This is a genomic window from Paraburkholderia phenazinium (genome assembly GCF_900141745.1).
Classification (GTDB): domain Bacteria; phylum Pseudomonadota; class Gammaproteobacteria; order Burkholderiales; family Burkholderiaceae; genus Paraburkholderia; species Paraburkholderia phenazinium_B.
In genome coordinates this window covers 3,764,024-3,786,244 of sequence record NZ_FSRM01000001.1, presented here as the reverse complement: position 1 = coordinate 3,786,244, position 22,221 = coordinate 3,764,024, and the positions used below count along the sequence as shown (strand labels likewise).

Below are 22,221 nucleotides of genomic sequence, written 5' to 3'. Positions count from 1 at the left end.
CGCCGGTTTGCGTGGGCGGCCAAGGCTAGCCGCCCCGTCTGGAGTGGAAAGCACATGAGTATCGAAGGGGTCTTGAAGGAAGGGTTTGTCACCACCACGGCTGACAAGCTGATCAACTGGACGCGCACCGGCTCGTTGTGGCCGATGACGTTCGGTCTTGCGTGTTGCGCGGTCGAGATGATGCATGCGGGTGCTGCCCGTTATGACCTCGACCGTTTCGGCGTCGTGTTTCGTCCGAGTCCGCGTCAGTCGGACGTGATGATCGTCGCCGGCACGCTGTGCAACAAGATGGCGCCCGCTCTGCGCAAGGTCTACGATCAGATGGCCGAGCCGCGCTGGGTGATCTCCATGGGCTCGTGCGCGAACGGCGGCGGCTACTACCACTATTCGTATTCGGTGGTGCGTGGCTGTGACCGGATCGTGCCGGTCGACGTCTATGTGCCGGGTTGTCCGCCGACCGCGGAAGCGCTGGTCTACGGCGTGATCCAGCTACAAGCGAAGATCCGCCGTACCAACACCATCGCACGTCAATAAGGCCAGAGCTCCCCACAATATGGCAAGCAAACTCGAGACCCTGAAAGCGAACCTCGAGGCGGCCTTTAGCGGCCGCCTGCTGAGCGTCACCGAAGCGATCGGCGAGCTCACGATTGTCGTGAGTGCCAAAGAATATCAAGATATAGCGACGCGTCTCCGCGACGATTCGTCGCTGCGCTTCGAGCAAGTGGTCGACCTGTGTGGCGTCGACTACCAGACCTACGGCGACGGTGCGTACGACGGTCCGCGTTTCGCGGCGGTGCTGCATTTGTTGTCGGTGACGAACAACTGGCGTCTGCGCGTGCGCGTGTTCGCGCAGGACGACGATGTGCCGCTGATCCCGTCCGTGGTCGATATCTGGAGTTCGGCCAACTGGTACGAGCGCGAAGCGTTTGACCTGTACGGCATCGTCTTCGAAGGTCACCCGGACCTGCGCCGTATCCTGACCGACTATGGTTTCATCGGTCACCCGTTCCGCAAGGATTTCCCGATTTCCGGCTACGTCGAAATGCGTTACGACCCGGAAGAGAAGCGCGTCGTCTATCAGCCTGTGACGATCGAGCCGCGGGAAATCACGCCGCGCGTGATCCGCGAGGATCGCTATGGCGGTCTGAAACACTAAGAGAACGCCATGGCAGAGATCAAAAACTACACGCTCAACTTCGGCCCGCAGCACCCGGCCGCGCACGGTGTGCTGCGCCTCGTGCTCGAACTCGACGGCGAAGTGATCCAGCGCGCCGACCCGCACATCGGCCTTCTGCACCGCGCCACTGAAAAGCTCGCGGAAACCAAGACCTTCATCCAGTCCGTGCCGTACATGGACCGTCTCGACTACGTGTCGATGATGGTCAACGAGCACGGCTACGTGATGGCGATCGAAAAGCTGCTGGGCATCGACGTGCCCGTGCGTGCAAAGTACATCCGCGTGCTGTTCGACGAAATCACACGCGTGCTGAACCACCTGATGTGGATCGGCTCGCACGCGCTCGACGTTGGCGCGATGGCCGTGTTTCTGTACGCGTTCCGCGAACGCGAAGACCTGATGGACGTGTACGAAGCGGTGTCCGGCGCCCGGATGCACGCGGCGTACTACCGTCCGGGTGGCGTGTACCGTGATCTGCCGGAAGCCATGCCGCAGTACAAGGCATCGAAGATTCGCAATGCGAAGGCTTTGTCGAAGATGAACGAGACCCGCCAGGGTTCGTTGCTCGACTTCATCGACGACTTCTTTACCCGTTTCCCGCATTGTGTCGACGAATACGAAACGCTGCTCACCGACAACCGGATCTGGAAGCAACGTCTGGTCGGTATTGGCGTGGTCAGCCCGGAGCGTGCGCTGCAACTCGGCATGACGGGTGCCATGCTGCGCGGTTCGGGTATCGAGTGGGATTTGCGCAAGAAGCAACCGTATGAAGTCTATGACAAGCTGGACTTCGATATTCCAGTTGGCGTGAACGGCGATTGTTACGACCGCTACCTGGTACGCGTCGAAGAAATGCGTCAATCAACTCGAATCGCGAAACAGTGCATTGAATGGTTGCGGAAGAATCCGGGCCCCGTAATGATCGACAATCACAAGATTGCGCCGCCGTCGCGCGTCGGCATGAAGTCGAACATGGAAGAGCTGATTCACCATTTCAAGCTCTTCACGGAAGGCTTCCATGTGCCCGAAGGCGAAGCGTATGCCGCTGTCGAACATCCGAAGGGCGAGTTCGGCATCTATCTGATCTCGGATGGCGCGAACAAGCCGTATCGCCTGAAGATTCGCGCGCCGGGTTATGCGCATTTGTCCGCGCTCGACGAAATGGCGCGCGGTCACATGATCGCCGACGCCGTGACGATCATCGGCACGCAAGACATCGTGTTTGGCGAAATCGATCGTTAAGAGCGATTTTCATCGTGGCGTGTGCGTCGAAGTTGCAGCAGGCGCACGTCAAGCAAAGGAACGCCGGGTCTGTCGCAACAGGTAGCACGCGACAGGTTTTCGTTCGGTAGGAATTGAAAGAGTCGTGTCTGAAAATGATCTCAGCTGAAGGCCTGAAAGAAATCGATCGCGCGTTGACGAAGTATCCCGCCGATCAGAAACAGTCCGCCGTGATGTCAGCGTTGGCCGTTGCTCAGGAAGAGCATGGCTGGCTGTCGCCCGAACTCATGCAGTTCGTCGCGGACTATCTTGGCATGCCGGCGGTCGCCGTGCAGGAGGTCGCGACCTTCTACACGATGTACGAGACGTCGCCGGTCGGCAAGTACAAGATCACGCTCTGCACGAACCTGCCGTGCCAGCTCGGTCCGGATGGCGGCTCGGAAAGCGCTGCCGAATATCTGAAGCAGAAGCTCGGCATCGACTTCGGCGAAACCACGGCAGACGGCAAGTTCACCTTGAAAGAAGGCGAGTGCATGGGCTCGTGCGGCGATGCACCGGTGATGCTGGTGAACAACCATCGCATGTGCAGCTTCATGAGCCGCGCGAAGATCGATCAGCTGCTCGAGGAGCTCTCGAAATGACGTCTCTCCACGATCGTCACATCAAACCGCTGATTCTCGCTGGCCTGAACGGCGACAACTGGCATCTCGAAGACTATGTGTCGCGCGGCGGTTACGTCCAGTTGCGCCGTATTCTGGAAGAGAAGATTCCGCCCGAGCAGGTGATTGCCGAAGTCAAGGCGTCGGGTCTGCGCGGTCGCGGCGGTGCTGGGTTTCCGACCGGCCTGAAGTGGAGCTTCATGCCGCGTCAGTTTCCGGGACAGAAGTACCTCGTCTGCAATTCGGACGAAGGCGAACCGGGCACGTTCAAGGATCGCGACATCCTGCGCTGGAACCCGCATGCGCTGATCGAAGGCATGGCCATCGGTGCGTACGCCATGGGCATCACGGTGGGCTACAACTATATCCACGGTGAAATCTTCGCTGAGTATCGACGCTTCGAAGAAGCGCTGGAAGAAGCGCGCCGCGCCGGTTATCTCGGCGACAACATCATGGGCTCGGGCTTCTCGTTCCAGTTGCACGCGCACCACGGTTACGGCGCGTATATCTGCGGCGAAGAAACTGCGCTGCTCGAGTCGCTGGAAGGCAAGAAAGGTCAGCCGCGCTTCAAGCCGCCATTCCCGGCGAGCTTCGGCGTGTACGGCAAGCCGACCACGATCAACAACACCGAAACGTTCGCAGCCGTGCCGTTCCTGCTGACGGTCGGTCCGCAGACTTACCTCGAACTCGGCAAGCCGAATAACGGCGGCACCAAGATTTTCTCGGTGTCGGGCGACGTCGAGCTGCCGGGCAATTACGAAGTGCCGCTCGGCACGCCGTTCGCGAAGCTGCTGGAACTCGCCGGCGGCATGCGTGGCGGCAAGAAGATCAAGGCCGTGATTCCGGGCGGCTCGTCTGCACCGGTTATCCCGGGCGAGATGATGATGAATACCGACATGGACTATGACTCGATCGCCAAGGCGGGGTCGATGCTCGGTTCAGGCGCGGTCATCGTGATGGACGAGACCCGCTGCATGGTCCGTTCGCTGCTGCGTCTGTCGTACTTCTATTACGAAGAGTCCTGCGGTCAGTGCACGCCGTGCCGCGAAGGTACGGGCTGGCTGTATCGCGTCGTGCATCGTATCGAGCACGGCCTTGGCCGCCAGGAAGATCTGGATCTGCTGAACTCAGTGGCTGAAAACATCATGGGCCGCACGATTTGCGCGCTCGGCGATGCAGCGGCCATGCCGGTGCGCGGCATGCTCAAGCACTACTGGGACGAATTCGAATATCACGTCGCCCACAAGCATTGCCTCGTGGACGGACATGCCGGCGCAGCAACGGCTTCGGAAACGGTGGCCGCCTAAGGCGGGTCACTGGAAGCGTCAACCGCGGGGGTCATCGCCAAGTGGCGGTGAACGGGCGAACGATTGAGCGGTAACAGGTTAAGGAAGATTGACCATCATGGTTGAACTTGAAATAGACGGCAAGAAGGTAGAGGTGCCCGAAGGCAGCATGGTCATCCAGGCTGCGCATAAGGTCGACACGTACATTCCTCACTTCTGCTATCACAAGAAGCTGTCGATTGCGGCCAACTGCCGGATGTGTCTGGTCGATGTCGAGAAGATGCCGAAGGCCGTGCCTGCATGCGCCACGCCGGTGTCGGCGGGCATGATCGTGCGGACGAAGTCCGACAAGGCCGTGAAGGGTCAGCAAGCTGTGATGGAATTCCTGCTGATCAACCACCCGCTCGATTGCCCGATCTGCGACCAGGGCGGCGAATGCCAGTTGCAGGATCTGGCGGTGGGCTACGGCAAGTCCGCCTCGCGCTACAGCGAAGAAAAGCGCGTGGTGTTTCACAAGAACGTCGGCCCGCTGATCTCGATGGAAGAAATGACGCGCTGCATTCACTGCACGCGTTGTGTCCGCTTCGGCCAGGAAGTGGCCGGCGTGATGGAACTGGGCATGCTGGGCCGCGGTGAGCACTCGGAAATCACCTCGTTCGTCGGCAAGACGGTCGACTCCGAACTGTCGGGCAACATGATCGATCTGTGCCCGGTTGGCGCACTCACCAGCAAGCCGTTCCGCTACAGCGCCCGTACGTGGGAACTGTCGCGCCGCAAGTCGGTGAGCCCGCACGATTCCGTCGGCGCGAACCTCGTGGTGCAGGTCAAGAACAACCGCGTGATGCGCGTGCTGCCGTTCGAGAACGAAGCCATCAACGAATGCTGGATCTCGGACAAGGACCGTTTCTCGTACGAAGGCCTGAACAGCCCGGAACGCCTCACGCAGCCGATGCTCAAGCAAGGCGGCAAGTGGGTCGAGACCGACTGGCAGACCGCGCTCGAGTACGTCGTCAAGGGCCTGAAGGGCATCAAGGACGACCACGGCGCAGAAGCGCTCGCTGCACTGGCCAGCCCGCATAGCACCGTCGAAGAACTGTTCCTCGTCAAGCAACTCGCGCAAGCGGTCGGCACGCCTAACGTCGACTTCCGGCTGCGTCAGTCGGATTTCTCGGCGCCTGTGAATGGCACGCCGTGGCTCGGCACGAAGATCGCCGATCTGTCGAACGTCGACGCGGCGATCGTCATCGGCTCGGATCTGCGTCGCGATCACCCGCTGTTTGCTGCGCGCCTGCGCCAGGCCGCCAAGAATGGTGCCGCGCTGACGCTCGTGCAGGCCACGAACGACGATGCGCTGATTCCGCAAGCCCAACGCGTGGTGGCTGCACCGTCCGCATGGCTCGATGAAATCGCCGGCATCGCTGCCGCGGTTTCGGAAGCACGCGGCGTCGCGCTGCCGGAAGCGTTCTCGGGCACGCAAGCGAACGATGCGCACAAGCAGGTTGCAACGTCGCTCGCAGCGGGCGAGTTGCGTCTCGTGCTGCTCGGCAACGGCGCGGTCCGTCATCCGGACTTCGCCCGTATCCACGCCGCGGCTCAATGGATTGCAGACACCACCGGCGCCAAGCTCGGCTTCCTCACGGAAGCGGCCAACACGGTTGGCGCTCACCTCGTCGGCGCGCTGCCGGGCGCGGGTGGCCTGAACGCTCGCGAAGTGTTCGAACAGCCGCGCAAGGGTTACGTGCTGCTGAACGTCGAACCGGAGTTCGACACGGTCAATCCGGCGCAGGCACTGGCCGCGCTGAACCAGGCTGAAATGGTCGTCGTGCTTTCGCCGTTCCAGACCGGCGCCGAATACGCCGACGTGCTGTTGCCGATCTCCCCGTTCACGGAAACGGCCGGTACGTTCGTCAGCGCTGAAGGCACGGTACAAAGCTTCAACGGCGTAGTGCGCCCGCTTGGCGACACGCGTCCGGCATGGAAGGTGTTGCGCGTGCTGGGCAGCCTGCTCGGCGTGCCGGGTTTCGAATTCGATACGTCGGAAGAAGTACGCGCAGCGGCACTCGGCGACGGCGATCTGAGCGCGCGCCTGTCGAACAAGACGGGTGTTGCGATCGCACGCGGTGCAGCGCCGAAGGCGGCTGAAGGCGCCTTTGAACGCATCGCCGATGTGCCGATCTATCACGCCGATCCGCTGGTGCGTCGTGCGGAATCGCTGCATCTGACGGCAGCCGCACGCGCGGCGAAGTCGGTCGGTTTGCCGGCTGCGCTGTTCGACAAGCTGGGTTTGAAAGACGGCGACGCAGTGCGCGTACGCCAGGGTGAGCACTCGGTGCAATTGCCGGCCGTGCGCGATGCAAATCTTGCGGAGACAGTCGTCCGCGTATCGGCGGCCACGCCTGCCGGTGCAGCGCTGGGCAGCCTGTTCGGTGAACTGCTGGTGGAGAAGGCGTAAATGTTCGAATCGATCAACTCGGGCGGCACTCAACTTCTCGGTGCGGCATGGCCCACGGTGTGGGCACTGGTGCGCATCCTGGTGGTAGCCGTCGTGATCCTGCTGTGCGTGGCTTACCTGATCCTCTGGGAACGTAAGCTGATCGGCTGGATGCACGTGCGTCTCGGTCCGAACCGCGTGGGCCCGGCAGGTTTGCTGCAGCCGATCGCCGACGTTCTCAAACTGCTGCTCAAAGAAGTGATTCAGCCGGCCCAGGCGAGCCGCTGGACTTATCTGATCGCGCCGATCATGGTGGTGGTGCCGGCCTTCGCGGTCTGGGCGGTGATTCCGTTCCAGGCGGGCGCGGTGCTTGGCGACATCAACGCGGGTCTGCTGTATGCGATGGCGATTTCGTCGATCGGCGTGTACGGCGTGATTCTCGCCGGCTGGGCGTCGAACTCGAAGTACGCATTCCTCGGTGCGATGCGCGCCGCGGCGCAGATGGTCTCGTACGAAATCTCGATGGGCTTCGCGCTCGTCGTCGTGCTGATGACTTCGGGCAGCCTGAACCTGTCGGACATCGTCGGGTCGCAGGAGCGCGGTATGTTCGCGAGCTATGGCCTGAACTTCCTGTCGTGGAACTGGTTGCCGTTGCTGCCGATGTTCGTCGTCTACTTCATCTCGGGCATCGCCGAAACGAACCGCCACCCGTTCGACGTGGTGGAAGGGGAGTCGGAAATCGTCGCAGGCCACATGATCGATTACTCGGGGATGGCGTTCGCGCTGTTCTTCCTCGCCGAGTACATCAACATGATCGTGATCTCGGCGCTCGCATCGACCCTGTTCCTGGGCGGCTGGAGTGCCCCGTTCGGCTTCCTGTCGTTTATTCCGGGCATTTTCTGGCTGGTCCTGAAAGTGTTCTTGCTGTTGTCGGTATTCATCTGGGCACGCGCCACGTTCCCGCGCTACCGTTATGACCAGATCATGCGTCTGGGCTGGAAAGTGTTCATTCCGGTCTGCGTGGTGTGGCTGATCGTAGTCGGCTTCTGGATCATGTCGCCGTTGAATATCTGGAAATAAAGGGCGGATGAACCTATGACCGCAATCCAAAACTTCTTCAAGACCTTCTTCCTCACGGAATTGCTCAAAGGTCTCGCGCTGACCGGACGTTATACGTTCCAGCGCAAGATCACGGTGCAGTTCCCGGAAGAGAAGACCCCGATTTCGCCGCGTTTCCGCGGTCTGCACGCACTGCGCCGGTATGAGAACGGCGAAGAGCGCTGCATCGCCTGCAAGCTCTGTGAAGCGGTGTGCCCGGCGCTCGCCATCACGATCGAATCGGAAACGCGCGCGGACAACACCCGTCGCACCACGCGTTACGACATCGACCTGACCAAGTGCATCTTCTGCGGTTTCTGTGAAGAAAGCTGCCCGGTCGATTCGATCGTCGAAACGCACATTCTCGAGTATCACGGCGAGAAGCGCGGTGACCTGTATTTCACGAAGGACATGTTGCTGGCCGTGGGCGACCGCTACGAAGCGGAGATCGCGGCAAACAAGGCAGCGGATGCGCCGTATCGTTGATTGACTGAAACGCTTTTGTTTGACGTATCACGTTGTACCGGCCTGCAGTCAGGCCGTAGGCTGCTGCTTGACCGCTGTAGCGTGGCGCGCTTGTGCCAAAGAACAACGCCTGACGATGGCCTAACGATGAACCGGTAATCATGGAATTCACGACCGTACTGTTCTACATCTTCGCTCTGCTCCTGGTGGTGTCCGGGCTGAAGGTGATCACCTCGCGCAACCCGGTGGCGTCCGCGCTGTTCCTGGTGCTCGCGTTCTTCAACGCGGCGGCCATCTGGATGCTTCTGCAGGCAGAGTTTCTCGCGATCCTGCTGGTGCTCGTGTATGTCGGCGCGGTGATGGTGCTGTTCCTGTTCGTGGTGATGATGCTGGACATCAACCTCGACGTGCTGCGCCGCGACTTCAAACGCTTCGTGCCGGTGGCGACTGTCGTGGGGGCGATCATCGTGATCGAAACCGCGCTGATCCTGTGGCACGGCTTTGGCGCCACGGTCACGCCGCTGCGCGATACGACGGTGGCGGCTGGCAGCGCAATGGCTGACTGGTCGAATACGCGCCTGATCGGTAAAGTCATCTACACCGACTACATCTTCGCGTTCGAAGTCGCCGGTCTGGTACTGCTGGTGGCGATTATCGCCGCGATCGCACTGACCACGCGTCACGCGAAGGACAGCAAGCGCCAGCGCGTGAGCGATCAGGTCAAGGTGCGGGCGCAAGACCGCGTGCGGGTGGTGAAGATGCCGTCGGAAAAGACCGCAGCCACTATCGCAGCAGAAGACGCGGCAGCCGCTGCGGCCGCCGCAGCCGCGGCTGCTGCAACGGCCACGGCCGCAGCCAAGAATAGCTGAGAGGAGACAGGAGAAAAATTATGCTGACCCTTGCTCATTACCTGGTGCTCGGCGCGATCCTGTTTGCGATCAGCGTCGTAGGTATCTTCCTGAACCGCCGCAACGTCATCATTATCCTGATGGCGATCGAGCTGATGCTGCTGGCGGTGAACACCAATTTCGTCGCGTTTTCGCATTACCTCGGCGACGTCCATGGCCAGATCTTCGTCTTCTTCGTGCTGACGGTTGCAGCGGCAGAAGCGGCGATCGGGCTGGCGATTCTGGTGACCCTGTTCCGTAGTCTCGACACGATCAATGTCGAGGATCTCGATCAGCTCAAAGGTTAATCTCGAGGCAAGACTGTTATGTCAACCACACTCAACGAAAACCTGTTGCTGGCGGTACCGCTTGCACCGCTGGCCGGCTCTCTGATTGCCGGGCTGTTCGGCAAGGCGGTGGGGCGCGCAGGGGCCCACACGGTCACGATCCTCGGTGTTGCGATCGCCTTCGTGCTTTCGGCCATCGTCTTCTTCGACGTAATGAACGGCGCGAGCTTCAACGCGACGATCTACGAGTGGATGTCGGTCGGCAAGCTGAAGTTCGAAGTCGGTTTCCTCGTCGATTCGCTCACGGCGATGATGATGTGTGTCGTGACCTTCGTGTCGCTGATGGTGCACATCTACACGATCGGCTACATGGCCGACGACGACGGCTACCAGCGCTTCTTCTCGTACATCGCGCTGTTCACGTTCTCGATGCTGATGCTCGTGATGAGCAACAACCTGCTGCAGCTGTTCTTCGGCTGGGAAGCGGTGGGTCTGGTGTCGTACCTGCTGATCGGCTTCTACTTCACGCGTGAAAGCGCGATCTACGCGAACATGAAAGCGTTTATCGTGAACCGCGTGGGTGACTTCGGTTTTCTGTTGGGCATTGGCCTGCTGCTGGCGTTTGGCGGCTCGCTGAACTACGGCGACATCTTCGCGAAGAGCCATGAGCTCGCGTCGCTGACGTTCCCGGGCACCAGCTGGGGCCTGTTGACGGTTGCCTGTATTTGCCTCTTCATCGGCGCAATGGGTAAGTCGGCGCAGTTCCCGCTGCACGTCTGGCTGCCGGATTCGATGGAAGGCCCGACGCCGATCTCCGCACTGATTCACGCGGCAACCATGGTGACGGCCGGTATCTTCATGGTCACGCGCATGTCGCCGCTGTTCGAACTGTCGGATACGGCGTTGTCGTTCGTGACGGTCATCGGCGCGATTACTGCGCTGTTCATGGGCTTCCTCGGGATTGTCCAGAACGACATCAAGCGTGTGGTGGCTTACTCCACGCTGTCGCAGCTCGGTTACATGACGGTGGCGCTGGGTGTCTCGGCTTATCCGGTCGCCATGTTCCATCTGATGACGCACGCGTTCTTCAAGGCGCTGCTGTTCCTCGGCGCGGGTTCGGTGATCATCGGCATGCACCACGATCAGGACATGCGCAACATGGGCGGCCTGCGCAAGTACATGCCGATCACGTGGATCACGTCGCTGATCGGTTCGCTGGCGCTGATCGGCACGCCGTTCTTCTCGGGCTTCTACTCGAAAGACTCGATCATCGACGCAGTGAAGCTGTCGCATCTGCCGGGTTCGGGTTTCGCGTACTTCGCGGTGGTGGCGAGCGTGTTCGTCACGGCGCTGTACTCGTTCCGTATGTACTTCCTGGTGTTCCACGGTGAAGAGCGCTTCCGCAAGCCGAAGCATCCGGATTCGCCGATGGGTATCGAAGCCGCCGCTCACGCTGCGCACGGTCATGACGACCATGGCCACGGCCACGATGCGCACGGGCACGGCCACGACGATCACGGCCACGCGCACGAGCCGCATGAAAGCCCGTGGGTGGTATGGGTGCCGCTGGTGCTGCTGGCCATTCCGTCGGTCATCATCGGTGCGATCGCGGTCGGCCCGCTCCTGTTCGGCGATTTCTTCGCGCACGGCGTGGTGTTCGACAAGGTCATCTACATCGGCGCGAACCATCCCGCGGTGTCCGAGATGGCGGAAGAGTTCCAGGGCTGGGTGCTGATGGGCCTGCACTCGGTGTCGGGGCTGCCGGTCTGGCTGGCGCTCGCCGGTGTGGTCGTCTCATGGTTCCTGTACCTGAAGCGTCCGGATCTGCCGCCGGTTATCCGCCGCGCCTTTGGCCCGATCTATACGCTGCTCGATAACAAGTACTACCTCGACAAGATTAACGAAGTCGTGTTTGCGCGCGGCGCCGTGGCGATCGGCCGGGGCCTTTGGAAAGAAGGCGACGTGGTGGTCATCGACGGTATCGTCAATGGCAGCGCGCGCTTTATCGGCTGGTTTGCCGGAGTGATCCGCTTCCTCCAGTCGGGCTACATCTACCATTACGCGTTTGCCATGATCATCGGCATGCTGGGGCTCCTGACCCTGTTTGTAACGCTTGGCGGCAAATAAGAGAAGGCGAGGGGACACCACACAATGCACACGTATCCGATTTTAAGTATCGCGATCTGGTTGCCGATCCTGTTCGGCCTCCTGGTCCTTGCTATCGGCTCTGACAAGAATCCTGGTCCGGCGCGCTGGCTCGCGCTGGTTGGTTCGGTTCTCAGCTTCATCGTCACGATTCCGCTGTTCACCAGCTTCGATTCGAGCACGGCGGATCTGCAGTTCGTTGAAAATGTGCATTGGATCGAGCGCTTCAACATTGCCTATCATCTCGGGGTAGACGGCATCTCGATGTGGTTCGTGGTGTTGACCGCGTTGATCACCGTGATCGTCGTGATTGCCGGGTGGCAGGTCATTACGAAGAACGTGGGCCAGTATTTCGCCTCGTTCCTGATCTTGTCCGGCATCATGGTCGGCGTGTTCAGCGCAGCGGACGGGATGCTGTTTTACGTGTTCTTCGAAGCAACGCTGATCCCGATGTACATCATCATCGGCGTGTGGGGCGGACCGAACCGCGTGTATGCGGCGTTCAAGTTCTTCCTGTACACGCTGATGGGTTCGCTGCTGATGCTGGTCGCGCTGCTCTACCTGTACACGCAGACGGGCACCTTCGATCTGGCGACTTGGCAGACCACGAAGATCGCCATGACGCCGCAGATATTGCTGTTCATAGCGTTCTTCCTTGCCTTCGCTGTGAAGGTGCCGATGTGGCCGGTCCACACGTGGTTGCCTGACGCCCACGTGGAAGCGCCGACGGGCGGCTCGGTCGTGCTGGCCGCCATCATGCTGAAGCTGGGCGCGTACGGGTTCCTGCGCTTCTCGCTGCCGGTCACGCCGGACGCCAGCCACTTCCTGGCGCCAGTCGTCATCACGCTGTCGCTGATCGCGGTTATCTACATTGGTCTGGTTGCGATGGTGCAGGCGGACATGAAGAAGCTGGTGGCGTATTCGTCGATTGCGCACATGGGCTTCGTCACGCTCGGCTTCTTCATCTTCAATCAGCTCGGTGCGGAAGGCGCGATCGTGCAGATGATCTCGCACGGTTTCGTCTCGGGCGCGATGTTCCTGTGTATCGGCGTGCTGTATGACCGCCTGCACTCGCGCCAGATTGCCGATTACGGCGGTGTCGTCAACGTGATGCCGAAGTTCGCGGCGCTGGTGATGCTGTTTTCGATGGCCAATTGCGGCCTGCCGGGCACTTCCGGGTTTGTCGGCGAGTTTATGGTGATTCTGGCTGCGGTCCAGTACAACTTCTGGATTGCAGGCGGCGCCGCAGTCACGCTGATTCTCGGCGCGGCCTACACGCTGTGGATGTACAAGCGCGTGTATTTTGGCGCGGTGGCGAACGACCACGTGAAGAAGCTGCTCGATATCAACAATCGCGAGTTTTTCATGCTGATCGTGCTGGCCGTATTGACGCTGTTCATGGGCCTGTATCCGAAGCCCTTTACCGATGTGATGCACGTATCCGTGGAAAACCTCCTCTCCCACGTTGCGCAGTCGAAACTGCCGTTGCCACAGTAACGCAGAGCGGAGGAATTTAAACACCATGCAAAACGCACCTATGACTGCCCTGTTGCCCGACGGCCTGTTGATGCTCGCCGTAGTTCTCGCGTGGCTCAACGACACGTTCTTCGGCCAGGCGGCGCGACGGACCACGTACTTCATCGCCCTGTTCTCGACGCTGATAGCGGGCATCTGGTTCGGCGTGAACGCTTTCGACCCGCACGTGTATTACTTCTTCGGGCACATGTACGTGGTCGACGCCTTCGGCAGCGTGATGAAGGCGGTGGTGTCGCTCGGTTACACGGTGTCGATCATCTACTCGCGCAGGTATCTTGAAGACCGCGAACTGTACCGCGGCGACTTCTTCCTGCTGGGCATGTTCTCGCTGCTCGGTCAGCTGGTAATGATCTCGGGCAACAACTTCCTGACGCTGTACCTCGGTCTGGAACTGATGTCGCTGTCGCTGTATGCGGTGATCGCGCTGCGCCGCGATGCTGCGCAGTCGAACGAAGCGGCGATGAAGTACTACGTGCTGGGTGCACTGGCATCCGGTTTCCTGCTGTATGGCATCTCGATGCTGTACGGCGCAACCGGTTCGCTGGACATCAACGAAGTGTTCAAGGCCGTGGCTTCGGGCCGTATCAACGACGTGGTGCTGCTGTTCGGCGTGATTTTCGTGGTGGCCGGCGTGGCGTTCAAAATGGGCGCGGTGCCGTTCCACATGTGGGTGCCTGACGTGTATCAGGGCGCACCGACCGCCATGACGCTGCTGACGGGCGGTGGCCCGAAGGTGGCCGCCTTCGCGTGGGGCCTGCGCTTCCTCGTGATGGGTCTGCTGCCGCTGGCGGTCGACTGGCAGGAAATGCTGGTGATCCTCGCGGCGCTGTCGCTGATCGTGGGGAATATCACCGGTATCGTCCAGCGCAACATCAAGCGGATGCTCGCCTACTCGGCCATCTCGAACATGGGCTTCGTGCTGCTGGGCCTGCTGGCTGGTGTGGTGGACGGCAAGACGAGCGGGGCGGCAAGCGCATACGGCTCGGCGATGTTCTATAGCATTGTCTACCTGGTGACGACGCTCGGCACATTCGGCATCGTCATGCTGCTGGCGCGCCGCGACTTCGAAGCCGAGACGCTCGACGACTTCAAGGGTCTCAATCAGCGCAGTCCGGTGTTCGCGTTCGTGATGATGATCATGATGTTCTCGCTCGCGGGTGTTCCGCCCGCAGTCGGCTTCTACGCGAAGCTCGCCGTGCTGCAAGCGACGATGAACGCCGGTCTGACGTGGCTCGCCGTGCTGGCCGTGATCACCTCGCTGTTTGGCGCGTTCTACTACCTGCGTATCGTCAAGCTGATGTACTTCGACGATCCGCTCGACACCACGCCGATCCAGGCCGATACCTGCAACCGTGCGTTGCTGGCGCTTAACGGTTTGGCTGTGCTAGTGCTCGGTATCGTGCCGGATCCGCTGCTGAAGGTTTGCCTGCAAGCGATCACCCACACCCTGACATTCTGATGTCAGCTGCTGGCTGGTTTATTGTGTTGTTGGCGCTCGCGGGCGCCAACCTGCCGTTCGTGAATCAACGCCTCTTCGCCTTCGTGCCGCTCAAGGCGGCAAGGAAGAGCGCCTGGCTGCGGATCGGCGAGCTGATCGTGCTTTATTTTGTCGTGGGCGCGTTCGGCTTTATGCTCGAAGCGCGGGCGGGTAACCGCTTCGAGCAGGGCTGGCAGTTCTACGCGATCACCTTCAGTCTGTTTCTGGTGTTTGCGTTCCCCGGCTTCACCTTCCAGTATCTCGTCAAACGGCGCTGACGGCATGAGCCGTCGCGCACCACGCTGTCCTGAGGTCGCACATGGCTGAACTTCCCGATCACGACGCTACGCTTACCGAGACCTGTCTTGAGAGCAAGACGCTCCATCAAGGTCCATTCCTGACTCTGAAGTGCGACACCGTCCGTTTGCCGGACGGCAAGAGCGCGACTCGCGAGTACGTCAAACATCCGGGCGCCGTGATGGTGATCCCGCTGTTCGACGATGGCCGCGTGCTGATGGAATGCCAGTATCGCTATCCGATCGGCAAGGTGATGCACGAGTATCCGGCTGGAAAACTGGATCCGAGCGAAGGCTCGCTTGCTTGCGCGAAGCGTGAGCTGCAGGAAGAGACCGGCTACACGGCGCGCGAATACGTCTACCTGGCGCGCATCCATCCGATCATTTCGTACTCGACCGAATTTATCGATATCTTCCTCGCACGCGGCCTGACTGCCGGCGATCGCAAACTCGACGAGGGAGAGTTTCTCGAACTCTTCACTGCGACGGTGCCTGAGGTGTTGGAGTGGGTGCGGACCGGCAAGATCACCGACGTCAAGACGATTATCGGCACGTTCTGGCTGGAGAAGGTGTTGTCGGGCACGTGGGTTTCGCCGGAGCCTGAACCTGACTGACCGGCGATCACATGGGTTGACCGCGTGCGGCCGCTTCGAGCGGCGCGGCGCGAGGCGAGCACCCACGAGTCACGAGATCAAATAAACGGCAGCCCACAAGGCTGCCGTTGTTGTTGGTAGCCCCGTTAGCAGCCCCGTTTTATGGCGTGTCGGCGGGCATTGGCGCAAAGCGTTAGAATCGCGCACGCACACTCGATTGCTCCCGGGCACGGAAATGTGTCAAAGCCGAGTGCCGAAGTCGCCCAAGCAAAATTTACGAACGACCGTTCACAAATTTCTATTTTGCGCTAAACTCATACGCAAGCCCTGATTCCACATGAAGGTCCTCGATCTACAGTGCCCGCATGGCCATCGGTTTGAAGGCTGGTTTGCCTCCGCCGAAGACTTTGAGTCGCAGTTGTCCCGCAAGCTTGTCGAATGTCCTATTTGCGGCGCGACCGAAGTGAGCCGTTTGCCGTCGGCGCCCCGGCTGAATCTGTCGGGTGCGAGCGCGGCGGCGCAAGCCCCTGCGGGCACGGAAGAGCAGCAGGCGCGTGTAATGCGCGCGTTGCGCGAGGTACTGGAAAAGACTGAGAACGTGGGTGACCGCTTCGCCGAGGAAGCACGGCGCATTCACTACAATGAAGCGCCTGCACGCAGCATTCGCGGTGTTACGACACCGGAAGATGCCAAAGCCTTGGTTGAAGAAGGCATTGAAGTGATGTCGCTGCCGATCCCGGCCGCTCTGAAGGAACCGTTGCAATAGCGCAGCGGCTCACTGGCGGCGGGACAGCCGCGGCCAGGAGACACTGCGCATGAATCTGGATTATTCCCCCGCTGACGACGCGTTCCGCGCCGACATCCGCGCCTGGCTCGAAGCGAATTTGCCTCACGAGCTGAGCGACAAAGTACTCAATCACAAGCGTCTGAATCGCGAAGACTTCGCGAACTGGCACAAGCTGCTCGGCACGCGCGGCTGGTCGGTGATCGCCTGGCCGACCGAATACGGCGGCCCGGGGTGGGATGCTACACAACGGCACATCTGGGACGAAGAGTGCGCCCGTATCGGTGCGCCCTCGGTGTTGCCGTTCGGTGTGTCGATGGTTGCGCCCGTTTTGATGAAATACGGCAGCGAGGCGCAAAAGCGTCACTACTTGCCACGGATTCTGGACGGCTCGGACTGGTGGTGTCAGGGCTACTCGGAACCCGGTTCGGGCTCGGATCTCGCTTCGCTGCGCACGCGCGCCGAGCGGGTTGGCGATCACTACGTCGTAAACGGTCAGAAGACGTGGACCACGCTCGGCCAGCACGCCGACATGATGTTCTGCCTCGTGCGTACCGACAGCGGCGCGAAAAAGCAGGAGGGCATCTCGTTCCTGCTGATCGATATGAAGACGCCGGGCATCACCGTGCGCCCGATCATCACGCTCGATGAAGATCATGAAGTCAACGAAGTGTTCTTCGAAGACGTGAAGGTGCCGGTCGAGAATCTGGTCGGCGACGAAAATCGCGGTTGGACCTACGCTAAATATCTGCTGGGCCATGAGCGTACGGGGATTGCGCGCGTCGGTCAGTCGAAGCGCGAACTTGTGTTCCTGAAGCGCCTCGCGCTCGACCAGAAGAAGAACGGCAAGCCGCTTCTGCTCGACCCGGTGTTCGCCGCAAAAGTCGCGAGTCTGGAAATCGAATTGATGGCGCTTGAAGTCACGGTGCAACGCGTCGTTGCCAATGAAGCAGGCGGGCGCGGGCCGGGACCGGAAGCGTCGATGCTGAAGATCAAGGGCACTGAGGTCCAGCAGGGCCTCACCGAACTGATGTTTGAAGCCATCGGCCCACTGGCCGCGCCGTTCGACGTGTCGTTCCTCGAAGGCGAACGCGCCCACAGCATTGCCGGCGACGATGACGCCGCGCCGCTGGCCGCGTACTACTTCAACTTCCGCAAGACGTCGATCTACGGCGGCTCGAACGAAATTCAAAAGAACATCATCGCGCAGATGATTCTCGGACTCTGAGGAGCGGCGCATGGACTTCAATTTTACCGACGAACAGCAGCAATTCGCCGATGCACTGCGCCGTTACCTCGACAAGAACTACGGCTTCGAAGCGCGTCAGGCTATTGTTTATTCGGACGCGGGCGCATCGGATACGCATTGGGCGGCGTTCACGGAACTTGGCTTGACGGCGTTGCCTGTGCCGGAAGAGCAGGGCGGCTTCAATGGCAGTCCTGTGGATATGCTGGTCGTGATGCAGGAGCTGGGCCGCGCCCTGGTGGTCGAGCCGTATTGGGCGACGGCTGTGGGCATCGAGGCATTGCGCGTTGCAGGTTCGGCGCAGGGCGAAGATGCCGCGCTGCTCGAACGCGCGGCGCAAGGTGAGATCAAGCTCGCGGTCGCCTTTCACGAGCCGCATGCCCGCTACGATCTGTTCGCCGTCGATACCACGGCGACGCAGCAAGGCGAGCATTACGCGCTGAGCGGTAAGAAATCGGTCGTGCTGCATGGCGCTCAGGCGGATCACTGGATCGTGCCTGCACGCCTGAACGGCGAGATCGCTCTGTTCGTGGTCGCACGCGAGGCAGCCGGTACGCAGATCACGGATTACCGCACCATCGACGGGCAACGCGCTGCTTCGTTGTCGTTCGAAAGCACGGCCGCGCGTCGCCTCAGTGGTCAGCATGCCGGAGCCGCGGCGCTCGAGCAGATCGCCGACTACGGCACCGTGCTGTTGTGCGCGGAAGCGGTGGGCGCGCTCGATGCGCTAAACCGCGCCACGGTTGAATACACGAAAACGCGTCAGCAGTTCGGCCAGCCAATCGCACGTTTTCAGGCCTTGCAGCACCGCATGGTCGAGATGCTGATTCACGCGGAGCAGGCGCGCTCGGTGACCTATCTGGCGGCGGGACGTTACGCCAGCACCGATGCCGATGAACGGCGCCGTGTCGTCTCCGCAGCGAAGGTGCGTGTGGGCCAAGCGGCGCGTTTCGTAGGCCAGCAGGCGGTGCAGTTGCACGGCGGCATGGGTGTGACGAACGAAGTGGCGGCGGCCCATCTGTTCAAGCGCCTCGCGATTATCGAAACCACGCTGGGCGACGTCGACCATCATCTTGCGCGGTTCGCCGCGCTACCTGGTTTTGCCACCGCCGAAGTTTGAGGGGGGTGGCCGGTCCTAACGAGTGAGGTGTCACCATGGGATTGAGTTTCGAAGATATGGAAGTCGGTAAGGTCATCGAATGCGGCGAACACACGTTCACGCGTGAGGAGATCGTGGAGTTTGCCGAAAAGTTCGATCCGCAGCCGTTTCACATCGACGACGACGCGGCTGCCGCGTCGCCCTTCGGCGGATTGATCGCGAGCGGCTGGCATACCTGCTCGGTGATGATGGGATTGCTGGTGCGCAACGCGTTTGCCGGGTCCACGTCGATGGGCTCGCCCGGCATCGATGAAATCCGTTGGCTCAAGCCGGTGCGCGTCGGCGACACGATCCGCATGACGAATCTGGTTCTGGACAAACGTGTTTCGTCGAGCAAGCCGGACCGCGGCCTCGTCTCCACCGAATGGCAGGGTATCAACCAGCACGGCGAGACGGTGATCACCGTTCGCTCGAAGGGGCTGTTCGGCTTGCGTCATCCGGGAGCGGCCGCATGAAGCGAGATTCGGTAGGACTCGACGCGCAGGCGCTGCGTTCGCTAGTGGGTGGCGAGCCGCTCATCAGCGAATGGCTGACGGTCGATCAGGCAAGCGTGAACGGCTTTGCCACAGCCACGGGCGATCACCAATGGATTCACGTCGATCCTGAGCGGGCGCGGCGCGAATCTCCGTTCGGCGGGCCGATTGCGCATGGCTTTCTGACCTTGTCGCTGATCCCTGCTTTGCTGCAACAGACTGTGGTGCTCAAGCAGCGCATGGGCGTCAACTATGGTCTGAACCGCGTGCGTTTCACTGCGCCGGTGCCTGTCGACTCGCAGGTGCGCGGGCGTTTTTCCGTAGCAAGCGTGGACGAGGTGGATGACGCCGGAGTGCAGGTCGTGTGGAACGTGACACTGGAGCGCCAGGGCAATGAACGGCCGGTGTGCGTGGCGGAATTCATCACACGGCATTACTTCTAGCGCTGGCTGGACGAGTGACGGCTTTTAGCGGCACGCAACGAGCCGTCGAGGTGTGATGTGTGCGTATGACGGCGTCGTAGCGCCGCCTGCGCGTTACAGAAGACGAAAAGGCGTGAGCGGCTCTATGCGGCTCACGCCCTCTCCAAATCTCCGCATCAAATCACGAACGCGTGATCGGCATCTCCACGCGCGACGCAGCGTCGACATCCATATGACGTGCCAGTTCGAGCTTCGCGATGGCGTTGCGATGCACTTCATCCGGACCGTCGGCAAAGCGCAGCGTACGCGCTGAAGTGTAGGCATAGGCGAGCGGGAAGTCGTCGCTGAGTCCGCCCGCGCCATGCGCCTGAATGGCCCAGTCGATCACCTGGCACGCCATATTCGGCGCCACGACCTTGATCATCGCGATCTCACCACGCGCGCCCTTGTTGCCGACCGTGTCCATCATATATGCGGTCTTGAGCGTCAACAGCCGCGCCTGTTCGATCATGCAGCGAGCCTCGGCGATGCGCTCCTGCGTGACGCCTTGCGCCGCGACCGGCTTGCCGAACGCGACGCGCTGCAGCGAGCGCTTCGCCATCAACTCGAGCGCGCGTTCCGCAAGGCCAATGAGCCGCATACAGTGGTGGATACGTCCCGGTCCTAGCCGGCCTTGCGCGATCTCGAAGCCGCGTCCTTCGCCGAGCAGCATGTTCGACGCCGGAACGCGCACGTTCTCGAGCGTGATCTCCATGTGGCCATGCGGCGCATCGTCATAGCCGAACACCGTCAACGGACGATGCACCGTGACGCCGGTCGCGTCGGCAGGAACGAGGATCATCGATTGCTGCTGATGGCGTGGCGCTTCCGGATCCGTCTTGCCCATCACGATATACACCTTGCAGCGCGGATCTCCCGCGCCCGACGACCACCACTTGTGACCGTTGATCACATAATCGTCGCCATCGCGCGTGATGCTCGTCTGGATATTGGTGGCATCGGACGATGCCACTTCTGGTTCCGTCATCAGGAACGCTGAGCGGATCTGACCTTGCAACAGCGGTTCGAGCCACTGGCGCTTGTTGTCCGGGCTGCCGTAGCGCTCGATGGTTTCCATGTTGCCGGTGTCGGGCGCGTTGCAATTGAACACCTCCGGCGCCCAGGGCACGCGACCCATAATCTCGCATAGCGGCGCGTATTCGAGGTTGGTCAGACCCGCGCCGCGTTCCGAGTTGGGCAGGAACAGATTCCACAAACCGGCGTCGCGTGCTTTCTGCTTCAGTTGTTCGATCAGTTCGGTTGGCAACCAGGCGTTGCCGTTGGCGCGGTTGCGTCCAATCTCTTCGGCAAAGGCCCGTTCGTTCGGGTAAATGTGTTCGTCGAAGAAGGCGAGCAGTTTCTCGCGCAGTGCCTGAACCTTCGGGGTGTAATCGAAATTCATGTAAGACCTCGCGGATGACGGGGGTTTCGGTTAGCGCACTTTCTGTGCGTAGCGCCAGGCGAGCTCTGCCATGGGCTTTGCGCGCCGGCCTGCGTCGAGCGCTTGCGCGCTCGCCGCGGTGCCGTCGACGACGCGTTTCATAATGCCTTGCAGGATCGCGGCAATCCGGAACATGTTGTAGGCCAGATAGAAATTCCAGTCGCCGTGAATCTCGAAGCCGGTACGCTCGCAATAGCGTTGCACGTACTGCGCTTCGTCGGGGATGCCAAGCGCGGCCCAGTCGAGCCCTGCGATGCCGCGGAACTGCGCTGGGTCGACGTGCCATGCCATGCAGTGATAGGCGAAATCGGCGAGCGGGTCGCCGAGCGTCGACAGTTCCCAGTCGAGCACGGCGAGCACACGCGGCTCGTCCGGATGGAAGATCAGATTGTCGAGCCGGTAGTCGCCATGCACGATCGAGACGCGCGCACCGGTCTCCTCCGGCATATGCTGCGGCAGCCATTCGATCAGGCGGGTCATGGCTTCGATCGGCTCGGTTTCGGAGGCGATGTATTGCTTGCTCCAGCGGCCGATCTGTCGTGCGAAGTAGTTGCCGGGCTTGCCGTAATCGGCGAGCCCGATTGCGGCGACATCGACGCTATGCAATGCCGAGATCACGCGGTTCATCTCGTCGTAGATGGCGCTGCGCTCAGCGGGCGTCATGCCTGGTAGCGACTGATCCCACAGCACGCGACCTTCGACGAACTCCATCACATAGAACGCTCGGCCGATCACGCTTTCGTCCTCGCACAGCGCGAGCATCTGCGCGACCGGCACGTCGGTGCCGGCGAGCGCATGCATGACGCGGTACTCGCGTTCCACCGCGTGCGCGGACGGCAGCAGTTTCGCCGAGGGCCCGGGTTTTGCGCGCATGACGTAGGTGCGCGACGGCGTGATCAGCTTGAAGGTGGGATTCGACTGGCCGCCGGCGAACTGTTCGACCGTCAATGGCGCGGCGAAGCCGTCGACATGCTGCGCGAGCCATGCAGCGAGCGCGTCGTTGTCGAAGCGTTGCCGCTCGTTGACTGGACGTGTTCCCTCGAATGCTGAGTAATCGGACTTGTGTTCAGGTTCGCCCGTCTTCGTGGCTTCGCCCATT

The 22,221-nt window shown here is 61.1% G+C and carries 22 protein-coding genes; 20 read left to right on the top strand and 2 right to left on the bottom strand.

What is annotated here, in order from left to right:
• The first annotated feature begins 54 nt into the window (after positions 1–54).
• From BUS06_RS16930 to BUS06_RS16835, 20 genes are all read left to right on the top strand, one after another.
• Positions 55–534, top strand: coding sequence for a NuoB/complex I 20 kDa subunit family protein (locus tag BUS06_RS16930; RefSeq protein WP_006052903.1), 480 nt, complete (start codon positions 55–57; stop codon positions 532–534).
• Positions 535–553: 19 nt separating this feature from the next.
• Complete coding sequence (locus BUS06_RS16925) at positions 554–1,156, top strand: NADH-quinone oxidoreductase subunit C (RefSeq protein ID WP_074265310.1); 603 nt, start codon at positions 554–556, stop codon at positions 1,154–1,156.
• A 9-nt stretch (positions 1,157–1,165) separates the two neighbouring features.
• Positions 1,166–2,419, top strand: a complete 1,254-nt coding sequence (locus BUS06_RS16920) for an NADH-quinone oxidoreductase subunit D (RefSeq protein ID WP_074265309.1) — start codon at positions 1,166–1,168, stop codon at positions 2,417–2,419.
• Positions 2,420–2,553: 134 nt separating this feature from the next.
• Complete coding sequence (gene nuoE / locus BUS06_RS16915; RefSeq protein WP_074265308.1) at positions 2,554–3,039, top strand: NADH-quinone oxidoreductase subunit NuoE; 486 nt, start codon at positions 2,554–2,556, stop codon at positions 3,037–3,039.
• On the top strand, positions 3,036–4,364 hold the full coding sequence (gene nuoF / locus BUS06_RS16910) for an NADH-quinone oxidoreductase subunit NuoF (protein ID WP_074265307.1): 1,329 nt from the start codon (positions 3,036–3,038) through the stop codon (positions 4,362–4,364). Before nuoE ends, nuoF begins: the two co-directional genes overlap by 4 nt.
• 97 nt (positions 4,365–4,461) lie before the next feature.
• Positions 4,462–6,795: an NADH-quinone oxidoreductase subunit NuoG gene (gene nuoG / locus BUS06_RS16905; protein WP_074265306.1), complete on the top strand. Its 2,334-nt coding sequence runs from the start codon at positions 4,462–4,464 to the stop codon at positions 6,793–6,795.
• A complete protein-coding gene (nuoH, locus tag BUS06_RS16900; RefSeq protein WP_074265305.1) occupies positions 6,796–7,854 on the top strand; it encodes an NADH-quinone oxidoreductase subunit NuoH in 1,059 nt (352 codons plus the stop codon).
• Positions 7,855–7,869: 15 nt separating this feature from the next.
• Complete coding sequence (gene nuoI / locus BUS06_RS16895; RefSeq protein WP_012401389.1) at positions 7,870–8,358, top strand: NADH-quinone oxidoreductase subunit NuoI; 489 nt, start codon at positions 7,870–7,872, stop codon at positions 8,356–8,358.
• A gap of 140 nt (positions 8,359–8,498) precedes the next feature.
• Positions 8,499–9,206, top strand: coding sequence for an NADH-quinone oxidoreductase subunit J (locus BUS06_RS16890; protein WP_074265304.1), 708 nt, complete (start codon positions 8,499–8,501; stop codon positions 9,204–9,206).
• 20 nt (positions 9,207–9,226) lie between these two features.
• A complete protein-coding gene (gene nuoK / locus BUS06_RS16885; RefSeq protein WP_013339863.1) occupies positions 9,227–9,532 on the top strand; it encodes an NADH-quinone oxidoreductase subunit NuoK in 306 nt (101 codons plus the stop codon).
• A gap of 18 nt (positions 9,533–9,550) precedes the next feature.
• Positions 9,551–11,638, top strand: coding sequence for an NADH-quinone oxidoreductase subunit L (gene nuoL / locus BUS06_RS16880; protein ID WP_074265303.1), 2,088 nt, complete (start codon positions 9,551–9,553; stop codon positions 11,636–11,638).
• Positions 11,639–11,662: 24 nt separating this feature from the next.
• Complete coding sequence (locus BUS06_RS16875) at positions 11,663–13,153, top strand: NADH-quinone oxidoreductase subunit M (RefSeq protein WP_074265302.1); 1,491 nt, start codon at positions 11,663–11,665, stop codon at positions 13,151–13,153.
• Between the two features lie 25 nt (positions 13,154–13,178).
• Positions 13,179–14,651, top strand: coding sequence for an NADH-quinone oxidoreductase subunit NuoN (nuoN, locus tag BUS06_RS16870; protein WP_074265301.1), 1,473 nt, complete (start codon positions 13,179–13,181; stop codon positions 14,649–14,651).
• Positions 14,651–14,947, top strand: coding sequence for a DUF2818 family protein (locus BUS06_RS16865; RefSeq protein WP_074265300.1), 297 nt, complete (start codon positions 14,651–14,653; stop codon positions 14,945–14,947). The genes nuoN and BUS06_RS16865 overlap by 1 nt, the downstream gene beginning before the upstream one ends.
• Positions 14,948–14,988: 41 nt before the next feature.
• Positions 14,989–15,579, top strand: coding sequence for an NUDIX domain-containing protein (locus BUS06_RS16860; RefSeq protein WP_074265299.1), 591 nt, complete (start codon positions 14,989–14,991; stop codon positions 15,577–15,579).
• Positions 15,580–15,895: 316 nt separating this feature from the next.
• Positions 15,896–16,324, top strand: a complete 429-nt coding sequence (locus BUS06_RS16855) for a DUF1178 family protein (RefSeq protein ID WP_074265298.1) — start codon at positions 15,896–15,898, stop codon at positions 16,322–16,324.
• 49 nt (positions 16,325–16,373) lie between these two features.
• A complete protein-coding gene (locus tag BUS06_RS16850) occupies positions 16,374–17,570 on the top strand; it encodes an acyl-CoA dehydrogenase family protein (RefSeq protein ID WP_074265297.1) in 1,197 nt (398 codons plus the stop codon).
• A 10-nt stretch (positions 17,571–17,580) separates the two neighbouring features.
• Positions 17,581–18,708 carry an acyl-CoA dehydrogenase family protein gene (locus BUS06_RS16845; RefSeq protein WP_074265296.1) on the top strand — a complete coding sequence of 376 codons (1,128 nt, stop codon included), beginning with the start codon at positions 17,581–17,583 and terminating at the stop codon, positions 18,706–18,708.
• 35 nt (positions 18,709–18,743) lie between these two features.
• Positions 18,744–19,202, top strand: coding sequence for a MaoC family dehydratase (locus BUS06_RS16840; RefSeq protein WP_074265295.1), 459 nt, complete (start codon positions 18,744–18,746; stop codon positions 19,200–19,202).
• A complete protein-coding gene (locus BUS06_RS16835) occupies positions 19,199–19,663 on the top strand; it encodes a MaoC family dehydratase (protein ID WP_074265294.1) in 465 nt (154 codons plus the stop codon). The genes BUS06_RS16840 and BUS06_RS16835 overlap by 4 nt, the downstream gene beginning before the upstream one ends.
• Before the next feature lie 160 nt (positions 19,664–19,823).
• Here BUS06_RS16835 and BUS06_RS16830 read toward each other — a convergent pair whose 3' ends face one another.
• Together BUS06_RS16830 and BUS06_RS16825 are read right to left on the bottom strand one after the other, a co-directional pair.
• On the bottom strand, positions 19,824–21,083 hold the full coding sequence (locus BUS06_RS16830) for an acyl-CoA dehydrogenase family protein (RefSeq protein WP_074265293.1): 1,260 nt from the start codon (positions 21,081–21,083) through the stop codon (positions 19,824–19,826).
• 30 nt (positions 21,084–21,113) lie between these two features.
• Positions 21,114–22,220 (bottom strand): phosphotransferase, encoded by a 1,107-nt coding sequence (locus BUS06_RS16825; protein WP_074265292.1) that lies wholly within the window; start codon positions 22,218–22,220, stop codon positions 21,114–21,116.
• Position 22,221 lies beyond the last annotated feature (1 nt).